14 protein-coding genes are annotated in these 13,291 nt (G+C 70.7%); 9 read left to right on the top strand and 5 right to left on the bottom strand.

What is annotated here, in order from left to right; all coding sequences use genetic code 11:
* Positions 1-28: 28 nt before the first annotated feature.
* Positions 29-508, bottom strand: coding sequence for a DUF4188 domain-containing protein (locus BCF44_RS03620; RefSeq protein WP_116172579.1), 480 nt, complete (start codon positions 506-508; stop codon positions 29-31).
* Positions 509-571: 63 nt separating this feature from the next.
* Between BCF44_RS03620 and BCF44_RS03615 the strand changes: the two genes are divergently transcribed.
* Positions 572-1,210 (top strand): TetR/AcrR family transcriptional regulator, encoded by a 639-nt coding sequence (locus tag BCF44_RS03615; RefSeq protein ID WP_116172578.1) that lies wholly within the window; start codon positions 572-574, stop codon positions 1,208-1,210.
* A 122-nt stretch (positions 1,211-1,332) separates the two neighbouring features.
* On the opposite strand, the gene upp is transcribed toward BCF44_RS03615, so the two are convergent.
* Positions 1,333-1,956 (bottom strand): uracil phosphoribosyltransferase, encoded by a 624-nt coding sequence (gene upp, locus BCF44_RS03610; protein WP_116172577.1) that lies wholly within the window; start codon positions 1,954-1,956, stop codon positions 1,333-1,335.
* Positions 1,957-2,088: 132 nt separating this feature from the next.
* Here upp and efeU point away from each other — a divergent pair, with 132 nt between their 5' ends.
* From efeU to BCF44_RS03585, 5 genes are all read left to right on the top strand, one after another.
* On the top strand, positions 2,089-2,925 hold the full coding sequence (gene efeU / locus BCF44_RS03605; protein ID WP_116172576.1) for an iron uptake transporter permease EfeU: 837 nt from the start codon (positions 2,089-2,091) through the stop codon (positions 2,923-2,925).
* Positions 2,922-4,079: an iron uptake system protein EfeO gene (gene efeO / locus BCF44_RS03600; protein WP_116172575.1), complete on the top strand. Its 1,158-nt coding sequence runs from the start codon at positions 2,922-2,924 to the stop codon at positions 4,077-4,079. Before efeU ends, efeO begins: the two co-directional genes overlap by 4 nt.
* A complete protein-coding gene (gene efeB, locus BCF44_RS03595; protein ID WP_116172574.1) occupies positions 4,076-5,275 on the top strand; it encodes an iron uptake transporter deferrochelatase/peroxidase subunit in 1,200 nt (399 codons plus the stop codon). The genes efeO and efeB overlap by 4 nt, the downstream gene beginning before the upstream one ends.
* Positions 5,276-5,485: 210 nt before the next feature.
* Complete coding sequence (locus BCF44_RS03590) at positions 5,486-6,109, top strand: DUF1707 SHOCT-like domain-containing protein (RefSeq protein WP_116172573.1); 624 nt, start codon at positions 5,486-5,488, stop codon at positions 6,107-6,109.
* A 191-nt stretch (positions 6,110-6,300) separates the two neighbouring features.
* Positions 6,301-6,576, top strand: coding sequence for a CU044_2847 family protein (locus BCF44_RS03585; RefSeq protein ID WP_116172572.1), 276 nt, complete (start codon positions 6,301-6,303; stop codon positions 6,574-6,576).
* 155 nt (positions 6,577-6,731) lie between these two features.
* On the opposite strand, the gene BCF44_RS56490 is transcribed toward BCF44_RS03585, so the two are convergent.
* The gene (locus BCF44_RS56490; RefSeq protein ID WP_211352865.1) at positions 6,732-7,463 is read right to left on the bottom strand and encodes a DivIVA domain-containing protein; all 732 of its coding nucleotides are present in this window, start codon (positions 7,461-7,463) and stop codon (positions 6,732-6,734) included.
* Positions 7,464-7,522: 59 nt separating this feature from the next.
* Between BCF44_RS56490 and deoC the strand changes: the two genes are divergently transcribed.
* Genes deoC through BCF44_RS03560 form a run of 3 tightly spaced genes read left to right on the top strand, consistent with a single transcriptional unit; the run spans position 7,523 to position 10,764 of the window.
* Entirely contained in the window at positions 7,523-8,473 is a 951-nt protein-coding gene (gene deoC, locus BCF44_RS03570; protein ID WP_116172571.1) for a deoxyribose-phosphate aldolase, read from the top strand.
* Between the two features lies 1 nt (position 8,474).
* The gene (locus BCF44_RS03565; protein ID WP_116172570.1) at positions 8,475-9,911 is read left to right on the top strand and encodes an aldehyde dehydrogenase family protein; all 1,437 of its coding nucleotides are present in this window, start codon (positions 8,475-8,477) and stop codon (positions 9,909-9,911) included.
* The gene (locus BCF44_RS03560; RefSeq protein WP_116172569.1) at positions 9,904-10,764 is read left to right on the top strand and encodes an aldehyde dehydrogenase family protein; all 861 of its coding nucleotides are present in this window, start codon (positions 9,904-9,906) and stop codon (positions 10,762-10,764) included. The genes BCF44_RS03565 and BCF44_RS03560 overlap by 8 nt, the downstream gene beginning before the upstream one ends.
* A 34-nt stretch (positions 10,765-10,798) precedes the next feature.
* Here BCF44_RS03560 and BCF44_RS03555 read toward each other — a convergent pair whose 3' ends face one another.
* Both BCF44_RS03555 and BCF44_RS03550 read right to left on the bottom strand, forming a co-directional pair.
* Positions 10,799-11,977: a thiolase family protein gene (locus BCF44_RS03555; protein ID WP_116172568.1), complete on the bottom strand. Its 1,179-nt coding sequence runs from the start codon at positions 11,975-11,977 to the stop codon at positions 10,799-10,801.
* Positions 11,978-12,086: 109 nt separating this feature from the next.
* Positions 12,087-13,289, bottom strand: coding sequence for a hypothetical protein (locus tag BCF44_RS03550; protein ID WP_116172877.1), 1,203 nt, complete (start codon positions 13,287-13,289; stop codon positions 12,087-12,089).
* Positions 13,290-13,291: the final 2 nt, after the last annotated feature.

Genomic DNA, 13,291 nt, shown 5'->3' with positions numbered 1-13,291 from the left:
GCCACGCCGCCACGGTACCAATCTGGTATCAGACGGGTCCAGCGGTGGCCAGGCGCTTGCGCGAGCTGTTGCTGTCCCTGGTGACGGGCTCGTGGCTGAACGCCCCGGCCAGCCCGAAGGCGGGCATGTTGGCGTAGATGACCTCGGCCTTGCCGGGTGACACCAGGTAGGTCTCGTGCCACACACCCACGGTGCCGTCGGCGCCGACGGCCCGGTTGTAGGCCTTCCACGCCTCCAGGTGCGGCGCCTCCTTGGCCGCCGCGAAGTTGATCAGATCCTCGGCGCTGCGCCAGTACGACAGCAGGATCGTGGTCCGCCCGAACCACGAGTGCCCGCCGAGAAAGCCCAGCTCGGGGTGCTTGCCGAGGTGCACGAGCATCCGCGGCATGGCGCTGGCCACCGGAAACCACTTGTCCACCCGCCACGGCTTGTTGAACCGCATGCCGATCAGGAACACGGCGCCGCCCTCCTCGGGCAGCCGGGCCGTCCACCGTCCGTCGAAGACCATCTCGGATCCCTCCCCACGTTTTGTGACGCCGTTATAAAACACCGTTTCGGATACACTCGTCAAGTGCCACGACCGAAGACCCACGACGAGGCCCTGCGCGGACGGCTGCTGACCTGCGCGGCGGAACTGATCGCCACGGACGGGGTGGACGCGCTCAGCCTGCGCAAGCTCGCCACCGACGTCAGCACGTCGACGACGGCGGTCTACTCGCTGTTCGGCGGCAAGCCCGGCCTGATCAGAACCGTCTACCTGGAGGCGTTCAAGGGCTTCACGCGGCAGCTGAGCGCGGCCCCGACCTCGGAGGACCCGGCCGAGGACCTGATCCAGCTCGGCCTGGCCTATCGCCGGTACGCGCTGGCGGAACCACACCTCTACGCGCTGCTCTTCACGGACGCGGCCCGCGCCCACATCCAGCAGGACGTCCTGCTGGCGGAGGTGTCGGAAAGCGGCTTCCGCCGGCTCTACGACACCGTGCAGCGCGGCGTCGACAGCGGCGTCTACGTCGACGAGTCGCCGGACGTCATCGCGGCCTCGGCCTGGGGCCTGGTGCACGGCCTGATGTCGCTGGAACTCCAGGGCAACATGCCGCCGCGAGAGGTGATGGAGCCGGCCTACGAGCGAGCGGTCCGCGCCCTCGTGGACGGCTGGCGACGCACCCGCGGCCGGAACGAAACGAGACCCGGGGAAGTGGCCGCCACGTGACCTCCCCGGGCCTCGCACTCGAAATAATGTGGTCCAGACCACCTTTCGTCAAGGTCTAGACCAGTGCGGACACTCGAAAGACGCAGCCGGAAAACTGGCAACCGTTAGTTGTAAAGGTTTTCTCAGACCGCCCCGTACTGACGGTCACCGGCGTCGCCGAGGCCGGGCACGATGAAGCCGGACTCGTTGAGCCGCTCGTCCACGCTCGCGGTCACCACCCGCACCGGCAGCCCGGACTCCTCCAGCCGCCGGATGCCCTCGGGCGCGGCCAGCGCGCACACGGCGGTCACATCGGCGGCGCCGCGCTCGGTGAGCAGGTTGATGGTGTGCACCATCGACCCGCCGGTGGCCAGCATCGGGTCCAGCACCAGCACCGGCCGCCCGGCCAGGCTCTCCGGCAGCGACTCCATGTACGGCGTGGGCTGGAGGGTGTGCTCGTCGCGGGCCAGCCCGACGAAGCCCATCTGGGCGTCCGGGATGAGCTTGTGCGCCTGGTCGGCCATGCCCAGCCCGGCCCGCAGCACCGGCACCAGCAGCGGCGGGTTGCTCAGCCGGTAGCCCTCGGTGCGGGCCACCGGCGTGTGGATCCGCTCGATGGCCACCGGGGCCTCACGGGTCGCCTCGTAGACGAGCATCACGGTCAGCTCGTGCAGGGCGGCCCGGAACGCGGCGCTGTCGGTGCGCGCGTCCCGCATGGTGGTCAGGCGGGCCCTGGCCAGCGGGTGATCGACGACGAGGACGTCCATGGGTGGTCACGGTAGCCGCCGGATGTCCGGCTCCAACGTGACAGGTCCCCCATCTGGTTGACAGTGCGCCGCGGGGTGTTTTAGATAGCCTCGCCTTACTTACAGGTAAGGCACACCTGATCTGGAGACCCGATGCTGCCCACATTCGTGATCGGACTGCGCGAGGGCCTGGAGGCCGCGCTGATCGTCGGGATCATCGCCGCGTTCCTGGCCCAGCAGGGCCGCAAGGACGCGCTTCGCCAGGTCTGGACCGGTGTGGGCATCGCGGTTGCGCTGTGCGTCGTGATCGGCGTCGCGCTCCGCGTGATCTCCCAGGAGCTGCCGCAGCAGGGCCAGGAGGGCCTGGAGACGGTCGTCGGCGCGCTGGCCGTGGTGATGGTCACGTACATGGTGCTGTGGATGGCGAAGCACTCCCGCGGCCTGAAGAGGGAACTCGAGGGCGCCGCGGCGAGCGCGCTGGCCCAGGGCTCAACGATGGCGCTGGTCGTGATGGCGTTCCTGGCCGTGCTGCGCGAGGGCTTCGAGACCGCTGTCTTCCTGCTGGCGCTGACCCAGGCCAGCGGCAACGCCACGCTGTCGTTCCTCGGCGCGGTGCTGGGCATCCTGGTCGCCGCCGGCATCGGCTACGGCATCTACAAGGGCGGCGTGCGGCTCAACCTCAGCCGGTTCTTCCGGATCACCGGCATCGTGCTGGTGATCGTCGCGGCCGGTCTGGTCATGTCCACGCTGCACACGGCGTTCGAAGCGCACTGGATCTCGTTCGGCCAGCAGCGGGCGCTCGACCTGTCGTGGCTGGTGGTGCAGGGCACGCCGCTGTACTCGCTGTTCAGCGGGGTGCTGGGGGTGCAGCCGTACCCGACGGTGATCGAGGTGACGGGCTGGCTGGTCTACGCCGTCCCGATGCTCGCCTACGTGTTGTGGCCGAGGACGGCCGCCAAGAAGAAGCTGATTGGAGCGACCAACCCGTGAGAAGCACCACCATCGGCCTGACCGCGCTCGCCGCGGCGGCGACTCTGGCCCTCACCGCGTGCGGGGGCGGCAGCACCAGCGGCAGCGCGCCGTCGAACGCGCCCGCCGGCGCGGGTGGCGACGTCACGGTGGCGCTGACCGGCGACGGGTGCCAGCCCTCGCCGGCCACGATCGGCAGCGGCGCGGTGAACTTCAAGGTGTCCAACAAGGACGCCGGCGCGGTCACCGAGGCGGAGCTGCTGTCGGGCGGCCAGATGCTGGGCGAGCAGGAGAACCTCACGCCCGGCCTGGACGGCGGCTTCTCGCTGGAGCTGGCCAAGGGCGACTACCAGATCTACTGCCCGGGCGCCAAGAAGGACCACTGGGACTTCCACGTGACCGGCGACGCCGGCAAGTCGTGGAAGGACAACCCGGTTCTGGTGTCCGCGACCACCGACTACGGCAAGTGGGTCACCGACCAGGTCACCCGGCTGGTGACCGGCACGCAGGCGTTCGCGGCGGCGGTGAAGTCGGGCGACCTCACTGCTTCCGGCATCGCCTACGGCCAGGCGCGCGTGTTCTACGAGAAGGTCGAGCCGGTCGCGGAGATCTGGGGCGACCTGGACAAGAACATCGACGGCCGCGTCGACGACTTCGACAATCCCGCTGACTTCAAGGGTTTCCACCGGATCGAGCAGGCGATCTTCGAGACGAGGAAGCTGGACGGCATGGGCCCGGTGGCCGACGAGCTCGTCAAGAACGTGACCTCGCTGCAGCAGCTGGTGGCCAAGGCGACCTATCAGCCGGCCGAGATCGCCAACGGCGCCACGGAGCTCGTCAACGAGATCCAGAAGTCCAAGGTGACCGGCGAGGAGGAGCGGTACTCGCACATCGACCTCCTCGACTTCAAGGCCAACCTGGACGGCTCGATGGAGGCGTTCAACCTCCTGCTGCCGGCGCTGCAGAAGACCGCGCCCGAGCTGGCCAGGTCGGTGCAGGACCGCAACGCGGCCGTGGAGGCGGCGCTCAAGCCGTACGCGCAGAGCCCGGGCTACCTCAACACCGGTTACGTGGACTACTCGACGGTGTCCAAGGACCAGCAGAAGGTGTTGTCCCAGGCCGTGAACGCGCTGGGCGAGGCCATGTCGCAGGTCGCGGCGAAGGTCGCGCAATGACGCCGGCACTGTCCCGCCGAAGGCTGTTCTCCGGGCTGGGCGCGGTCGGCATCGGCGGCCTGGTCGCGGCCGACGCGACGGCGATGTCCGCCAGCGCCGCGAACGACCCGCAGATCGTACCGTTCCGGGCCGCGAACCAGGCCGGAATCGTGACGCCGCAACAGGATCGGCTGACCTTCGCGGCCTTCGACGTGGTCACCAAGGACCGCGCCGAGCTGGTCCGCCTGCTCAAGACGTGGACGACCGCGGCCGAGTCGATGACCAAGGGCCAGCTGGTGCCCGGCGGCGAGACGGATCTGCAGGCGCCGCCGGCCGACACCGGCGAGGCCGACGGCCTCAAACCCGGCAACCTGACCGTGACGATCGGCTTCGGGCCGTCACTGTTCGACGACCGGTTCGGGCTGGCGTCGAAGAAGCCGGCGGCGTTGAAGCCGTTGCCGAAGCTCGCGCCGGAGAACCTCGATCCCGCTTACACCGGCGGGGATCTGTGCATCCAGGCGTGCGCGGACGACCCGCAGGTGACGTTCCACGCGGTGCGCAACCTGGCCCGGCTCGGGGCGGGAACCGTTGTGCTGCGGTGGATGCAGCTCGGCTTCGGCCGCACGGCGTCCACGTCGAGCGCGCAGGCGACGCCGCGGAACCTGATGGGATTCAAGGACGGCACCCGCAACGTCCGCGCCGAGCAGACCGACGTGCTCGACCGATGCGTGTGGATCGGCGACGAGACCGACCAGCCGTGGCTGCGCGGCGGCAGTTACGTGGTGGCGCGGCGAATCCGGATGTACATCGAGACCTGGGACCGGGACTACCTGGCCGACCAGCAGAACGTGTTCGGGCGCTACAAGGCGTCCGGCGCGCCGCTGGGCAGGACCGACGAGTTCGACACCCCGGATCTCGGCAGCAGCGACATCCCCGACAACGCGCACATCCGGCTCGCGTCGCCGGAGCACAACGGCGGCATCCACCTGCTGCGACGGGGCTACTCGTTCACCGACGGCATCGACGCCACCGGAAACCTGCTCGGCGGCCTGTTCTTCATCGCGTACATGAAGGATCCCAAGCAGTTCGTGACCGTGCAGACGGCGTTGGCCGGGGACGCGTTGAACGAGTACATCCAGCACATCGGCAGCGGCGTGTTCGTCTGTCCGCCAGGGGTCACACCGGGGCAGTACTGGGGACAGGGCCTGTTCACGTAGCGTTCATGGCCCCGGCGGCGATGTTCCAGGCGGCGAGAGCGGTCACGAAGGGCGGTGCGGCATGGCGGAGTCCGGGTGCGTCGCGGTGCAGTGCACGTGCTGGGTGTGCACGCTGCGACGCCGGCGCCGACCGGTCCCGCGACGCCCGTCGCGTGGGCCTTCCGCGGGATCTCCCGCGCGGCGGTAGCGCGAGGTTCTAGGCTGCTCGTCGTGAGCGAGCAGCCTGACCCCATGTCGATGCGGGCCTCGGACGCCGACCGCGAGCGGGTGGCGCAGGTGCTGCACCAGGCGATGGCCGAGGGCCGGCTGACCGTCAGCGAGTTGGACGAGCGGCTGGTCGGGCTGTACCAGGCGAAGACCTTCGGCGAGCTGGTGCCGTTCACCCGTGACCTGCCGGACGTGCCGACGGTTCTCCCTGCGGTTCCGGCCGCGAGCGGTCAGGTCGCGCCGATGGTCGGCGGCGCCGGGACGTCCACGGCGTCGCTGGCGATCATGAGTTCGAGCGTGCGCAGCGGCGAGTGGGTGGTGCCGCCGCAGTACTCGGCGACGGCGTTCATGGGCGAGGTGAAGCTGGACCTGCGGGAGGCCAGCTTCGAGGCGGCCGAGTGCGCGATCACCGCCACCGTGATCATGGGTGAGGTCAAGATCATCGTGCCGCCGGACCTGACCGTGCAGATCAACGGCGTCGGCATCATGGGCGAGTTCGAGCGGGCCGCCGACGGCCCGGGCGCCCCGGGTTCGCCCGTGCTCCGCATCAACGGCATGGCCCTGATGGGCGCCGTCTCCATCCGCCGCAAGCCCCGCAAGAACTCCCCCCGCCAACTCCGCGGCTGAACCCCGCGAGTCGCGCGCTCGGACACACCGAATGTGCGTTTGGGGCAGAACCCTCGCCCGCCGGCACACCGAACGTACGAATTCAGCCGAGGGTGTCCCTCGTTGGCGGGACACGGCCGCGGTTTCACCCGCCTGGCCAGCGACCGTGGATCTAACCTGTGGCGAACGCTGGGACAACTCCAGGAGTCGTCATGGTGAACGTGGTGGCTTTGACGCTCGACGACGGCAACAACGTGCTCGTCGAGGTGGACGGCGGCCTCGACCGCTCCGGCTCCCTCGTCACCGAGGCCGGCGGAGCGCTGCGCGAGGCGGTCGAGAAGGTGCGGCCGACACTCCAGGCGGCGCTGGCGAACCTGCGCAACGGCGCTGAACCCCCGACCGAGGTGACCATCCAGTTCGGGCTGAAGGTGACCGGCGGCACGGCGTCCGAGGCCCGCTGCACCATCACGGCCAACTGGGTGGCGTGACCCCGGTCTGTCGGAAACCGACCTTTGGTGTGACGCTCGGCGGGGTGTGCCCGAGAGCTGGATTCGGTGTGCCCGAGAGCGCGACTCGCCGGGTCTGCCTCAAACGCACATTCGGTGTGTCTGAGAGCGCGACTCGCGGGGGTTGGGTCGCGGGGTCAGACGGCGGGGCGGGTGGCTTGGGGGTTGAGGGCGGCCAACTGGGCCTCGATCAGGTCCAGGAAGGCGTCGACCTCGTCCTGGTCGTAGCCCTCGCCCTCGATCAGGGCCTCGTCGAACTGGACGTCGCGGACCTGGGCGGCGGTGAGGGTGCCCTGGCCCCGCAGGGTGGCCTCGACCTTGTCGAGAAAGCGGTCGACCTGGTCCTCGTCGTAGCCGCGGTCGTTCCGGTGGGCGGTGTGGAAGCCCACCGCCACGATGTCGTCGGCGGTCAGGGTTCTCGGCCGGCCGCCTAGTCGCTCCAGCACCTTGGCCACGATCAGCAGGAACGCGTCCACGCCGTCCTCGTTGTACCCGTCGGCACCGGCGCCGGCCCGCCGGAACCGGACATTGCGGACCTCGGCCACGGACAGCCGGTCGGTGCCGTGCAGCGCCCCCACGACCCGGTCGAGGAAGGCGTCGACCTCGACGATGTCGTAGCCGCAGCCCAGCGCCTCGGCGGCCAGCGCCAGGAACTGGTCCACCTCGTAGTCGAAGTAGCCCTCCTCGCCGGCCGGCGGCTTGTGGAACTTGACCTTGTTCACCTCCTGGCCGGTGAGGTTGTCCTCGCCGGCCAGGGTCGCCTCGATGCGGTCGACGAAGTCGTCCACCTCGCCCGGGTGGTAGGCCCGGCGCCCCGGCGGGGGCGGGTTGAACACGACGGCATGCACCTCGTCCGGGGTCAATGTCACGGCGCCCTCCTCACGTCCATGAGGACATACGCACGCAAGTGGCACTTAGACTCGATCCCATGTCTGCCCCTTCTACGACAGAGTTGTCGGAGGTCACGCGCGACGACGCGTCCCTGCGGCGCTTCCTGCACGGGCTGCCCGGGGTCGACCAGGTCGGCGTGGAACAGCGCGCGGCCACCCTCGGCACGCGGAGCATCAAGAAGGCCTCGAAACTCCAGGCCATCGACACCGCGATCTCCATGGTCGACCTGACCACCCTGGAGGGCGCCGACACGCCCGGCAAGGTCCGCACGCTCACAGCCAAGGCCCGCCGGCCCGATCCCGAGTACGCCGAGGTGCCGCACGTCGGCGCGGTCTGCGTCTACCCCGACCTGGTGGCCACCGCGGTGGCCGGGGTCGGCGACAGCGGGGTGGGGGTGGCCTCGGTCGCCACCGCGTTCCCGTCGGGCCGGTCCAACCTGGCGGTCAAGCTCGCCGACACCGAGCTGGCGGTCGAGGCCGGCGCCACCGAGATCGACATGGTGATCGACCGGGGCGCCTTCCTGTCCGGCCGCTACGGCCAGGTGTACGAGGAGATCGTCGCGGTCAAGGCGGCCTGTGGGGACGCGCACCTCAAGGTGATCCTGGAGACCGGCGAGCTCTCGACGTACGACAACGTGCGCCGGGCGTCCTGGCTGGCGCTGCTGGCCGGCGGCGACTTCATCAAGACCTCGACCGGCAAGGTCTCCCCCGCCGCCACGCTGCCCGTCACGCACGTGATGCTCCAGGCGGTGCGAGACTGGCGGGACCGCACCGGCGAGCTGCGCGGCGTGAAGCCGGCCGGCGGCATCCGGACCACCAAGGACGCGATCCGCTACCTGGTCGCCGTCCACGAGGTGGCCGGCCCGGAGTGGCTGACCCCGAAACTGTTCCGGTTCGGCGCGTCCAGCCTGCTCAACGACCTGTTGATGCAGCGGCGCACCCAGTTGGAGGGCCACTACAGCGGCCCGGACTACGTGACGGTGGACTGAGATGAGCAGCAACTGGGAGTACGCGCCCGCGCCCGAGTCGCGGGACATCGCGAACCTGAAGCCGGCCTACCGCATGTTCGTCGACGGCAAGTTCGTCGAGGGATCCGGCGAGCCGCTGAAGACGGTCAACCCGGCGACCGAGGAGGTGCTGGCCGAGGTCGGCACGGCCTCGGCGGCCGACGTCGACAACGCCGTGAAGGCCGCCCGCCGGGCCTACGACCGGATCTGGGGCAGGATGCCCGGGGCCGAGCGGGCCAAGTACATCTTCCGCATCGCGCGGCTGATCCAGGAGCGGGCGCGCGAGCTGGCCGTGCTGGAGAGCCTGGACAACGGCAAGCCGATCCGCGAGTCGCGTGACGTCGACGTGCCCACGGCCGCGGCGCACTTCTTCTACCACGCGGGGTGGGCCGACAAGCTGGGCTACGCCGGCTTCGGGCCGGACCCGCGGCCGCTGGGCGTGGCCGGGCAGGTCATCCCGTGGAACTTCCCACTGCTGATGGCGGCGTGGAAGATCGCGCCGGCGCTGGCCTGCGGCAACACCGTCGTGCTGAAGCCGGCCGAGACGACGCCGCTGACCGCGCTGGTGCTGGCCGAGATCTGCCAGCAGGCCGACCTGCCGCCGGGTGTGGTCAACATCCTGCCGGGCGCCGGCGACGTCGGCTCCGAGCTGGTCAACCACGCCGGCGTGGACAAGGTGGCGTTCACCGGGTCGACCGAGGTCGGCAAGCTGATCCAGCGCTCGCTGGCCGGCTCCGGCAAGAAGATGACGATGGAGCTGGGCGGCAAGGCCGCCAACATCGTGTTCGACGACGCGCCGCTGGACCAGGCCGTCGAGGGCATTGTGAACGGGATCTTCTTCAACCAGGGGCACGTCTGCTGCGCCGGCTCCCGCCTGCTGGTGCAGGAGTCCATCGCCGACGAGCTGCTGGACAAGCTGCGCTACCGGGTGTCCACGCTGCGGGTCGGCGATTCGCTGGACAAGAACACCGACGTCGGCGCGATCAACTCCCGGGCCCAGCTGGAGAAGATCCAGGAGCTGGCCGCCGCCGGCGACGCCGAGGGCGCGCAGCGCTGGACCAGCCCGGTTCCGGTGCCCGAAAAAGGTTTCTTCTTCGCCCCCACGGTGTTCTCCGACGTGCAGCAGTCGATGCGGATCGCCCGTGAGGAGATCTTCGGGCCGGTGCTGTCGGTGCTCACCTTCCGCACGCCGGACGAGGCCGTGGCCAAGGCGAACAACACCCCGTACGGGCTGTCCGCGGGCATCTGGACCGAGAAGGGGTCCCGGATCCTGTGGGCGGCGCAGCGGATGCGGGCCGGCGTGGTGTGGGCCAACACGTTCAACCGTTTCGACCCGACCGCGCCGTTCGGCGGCTACCAGGAGTCGGGCTTCGGCCGCGAGGGCGGCCGCGCCGGGCTGGAGGCGTACCTCGATGTCTGACCGCATTTCCGTCGCCAAGACGTACAAGCTCTACATCGGCGGGGCGTTCCCCCGCTCCGAGTCCGGCCGGTCCTACCCGGTCAACGACTCGCGCGGCGGCTTCCTGGCCAACGCCTCCCAGGGCTCTCGCAAGGACGCCCGCGACGCGGTGGCCGCCGCCCGCAAGGCGTTTCCCGGCTGGTCCGGGGCGACCGCCTACAACCGGGGGCAGGTCCTGTACCGGGTCGCCGAGCTGTTGGAGGGTCGGCGCGAGCAGTTCGTCGCCGAGGTCGCCGCCAGCGAGGGCACCAAGCGTGGCGAGTCCATTGTGGACGCCGCCATCGACCGGTGGGTCTGGTACGCCGGTTGGACCGACAAGGTCGCCAGCGTGTTCGGCGCGTCCAACCCCGTCGCCGGGCCGTACTTCTCGTTCAGCGTGCCCGAGCCCACCGGCGTCGTCGCCGTGCTCGCGCCGCAGGCGTCGTCGCTGCTCGGGCTGGTCAGCGTGGTCGCGCCGGTGATCGCCACCGGCAACACCTGCGTGGTCGTCGCCAGCCAGGACCGGCCGCTGCCGGCGATCACCCTGTCCGAGGTGCTGGCCACCTCCGACGTGCCCGGCGGCGTGGTCAACGTGCTGACCGGGCGTACCGCGGAGATCGCGCCGTGGCTCGCCGCGCACGCCGACGTGAACGCCCTCGACCTGACCGGCGCGCCGGAGGCCATCAAGGCCGACCTGGAGCGGGCCGCCGCCGGCACCGTGAAGCGGCTGGTGCGGTCGGGCCGGGGCGAGCCGGACTGGGCCCGGGAGCCCGACGTCAGCCGGCTGCGCGCGGTCCTGGAGACCAAGACCGTCTGGCACCCGATGGGTGTGTGACAAGGAGCCGGGCCCTCGGGGCCCGGCTCCTTCGTCAGAGCCGTTCGATGATGGTGGCGTTGGCCAGGCCGCCGGCCTCGCACATGGTCTGCAGGCCGTAGCGGCCGCCGGTCTGCTCCAGCACGCCGAGTAGGGTGGTCATCAGCCGGGCGCCGCTGGCGCCGAGGGGGTGGCCGATGGCGGTGGCGCCGCCGTTGACGTTGACGCGGCTCAGGTCGGCGCCGGTCTCGGCCTGCCAGGCCAGTACGACGCTGGCGAACGCCTCGTTGACCTCGAAGGCGTCGATGTCGGCGAGGGTGAGGCCGGCTCGGTCGAGCACCTTGCGGGTGGCCGGGATGATGCCGGTGAGCATGAACAGTGGGTCGTCGCCGACGACGGCGAAGGAGTGCAGCCGGGCCCGGGGCCGCAGGCCCAGCCGGGCGGCGGTCTCGCTGCTGGTGATCAGGACGGCGGCGGAGCCGTCGTTGACCGGGCTGGAGTTGCCGGCGGTGATCCGCCAGTCCAGGTCGGGGAAGCGCTGCTGCCAGATGTCCGCCTTGAAGGCGGGCTTGAGGCCGGCCAGCACCTCGGGGGTGGTGCTCGGGCGCACCGACTCGTCCCCGTTGACCTCGACGGAGTCCACCTTGATCGGGGCGACCTCGGCGGCGAACCGGCCGTCGGACCAGGCGGTGGCGGTCCGGCGGTGGCTCTCGGCGGCGAAGGCGTCCAACTGCTCGCGGGAGAGGTTCCAGCGCTGGGCGATCAGCTCGGCGCTGATGCCCTGTGGGACGAGGCCCTCGGGGTAGCGGGCGGCGACGCCGGGGCCGAGGAAGTCCCGGCCGGCGGCCTGGCTGCCGATCGGGATCCGGCTCATGGACTCGATGCCCGACGCGATCACCACGTCGTACGCGCCGGCGATGACGCCCTGCGCGGCGAAGTGGATGGCCTGCTGGCTGCTGCCGCACTGCCGGTCGACGGTGACCGCCGGCACGGACTCGGGCAGCCCGGCGGCGAGCGCGGCCCAGCGGGCGGTGTTGCCGCTCTGCTCCCCGATCTGGCCGACGGCGCCGCTGATCACGTCGTCGACGACGGCCGGGTCGATGCCGGTCCGCTCGATCAGCGACCGGATGGCGTGCGCGTGCAGGTCGACGGGGTGCACCCCGGACAGCGCCCCGCCCGGCTTGCCCTTGCCGATCGGTGTCCGTACCGCGTCGACGATGACGGCGTCCCTCATGACTCCTCCTCAGCCTCTACCTGCTGAGTTGGATTTTAGGACTCATTAACGATGAAGAAGAGGCCCGAGGTGAGCGGGCTCACCCCGGGCCTGTCCTCACGTCACTCGATCAGGCGCCCTCGGCGGCCAGGTCGATGCCGTCGATGTCCACCTTCTCGCCCTTGCCGGCGATGGCGTTCTTCGGCGCCCGGGCCCGCCGCTGCGGCCGCGGCAGCGCGGTGGGCGGCGGGGGCGGGGTCGGCGCGCCGCCGCCGAGGATGAGCTCGGCGAAGGTGGCCATGGCCTCGTCCAGCTGGCTGGCGTTGCGCCGCTCGGACTCCTCGTTGGCGCCGCGCACCAGGGAGACCAGGCGGTCGGCGTCAGGACGCGCGGACAGCGTGCCGTGCACGTCCTGAAGGCCGGTGCTGACGGTGCCGGCCAGGTCGCCGATGCGCTCGCCGACGCCGGTGCCGACGGCGTCCACGCGGGTGTCGATCTCGTCCAGACGGGTGGAGACCTGCTCCAGGCGGCGGGCCAGCGCCTCCAGGCGGTCGGTCGGGTCCACGGCCGGCCGGGACATGAGGTCGTCCAGCTTGGCGTGCACGGAGTCGTGGGTGGCGCTGATCCGGTCGTTGACCGTGCCGTGCACCTCGGCCAGGCGGCTCTCCAGCTCGGCGCGGGCGCCGCCGATGGCGCCCTCCAGCGAGGCCCGCGAGTCGCCGATGCCGGCGCGGATGCCGTCGCCCGTCTCGGCCACGGAGCGCTGGAGCGCCTCCTTGGTGCCGTCCAGGTGCTCGTGCACGCCCTCGTCGACCTCGTCGATGCGGCTGCGCAGGGCGGTCTCCAGCGCCTCGAGGCGCTCGCGGATCGGCGCGTGCAGCACGCCGGGCAGCGCGTCGGCCTTGCCGTCCTGCTTGTCCAGGTGGCCGTCGACGTCGTCGAGGCGCTTGTGGATGTGGGTCAGCTTGTCCTCGAGGCCGTCCATCCGGCCGGCGACGCCCTCGAAGCGGCCGCCGACGCCGTCCAGCCGGCCGTCCAGCTGCGCGAACGGCTTGGCCAGCTTGTCGACCATGCTCTCCAGGGCGCGGCCGAGCTCGGAGATGGCGCCGTCCTGCGCCTCGAGCTTGGCCAGTGCCTCGTCCAGACGCTCGGCCAGCACGCTGACCTCGGTGCGGTCCGGCAGCTCCGACAGCCGCTTGCGAACGGAACCCAGCGATTCGAGCGGGGACATCCGCGCGTGGATCTCGTCGAGGGCGTCGAAGATCTGCTGCTGTTCGCTCTCACGGATCTCCGCGGCGCGCGTGAGCATGTTGCGCATCCGATCGAAGGACATCG

This window comes from Kutzneria buriramensis (genome assembly GCF_003387475.1).
In the GTDB taxonomy this organism is placed as follows: Bacteria; Actinomycetota; Actinomycetes; order Mycobacteriales; family Pseudonocardiaceae; genus Kutzneria; species Kutzneria buriramensis.
The sequence above is the reverse complement of the archived record's forward strand: the minus strand, read 5'-3'. Positions and strand labels throughout refer to the sequence as shown.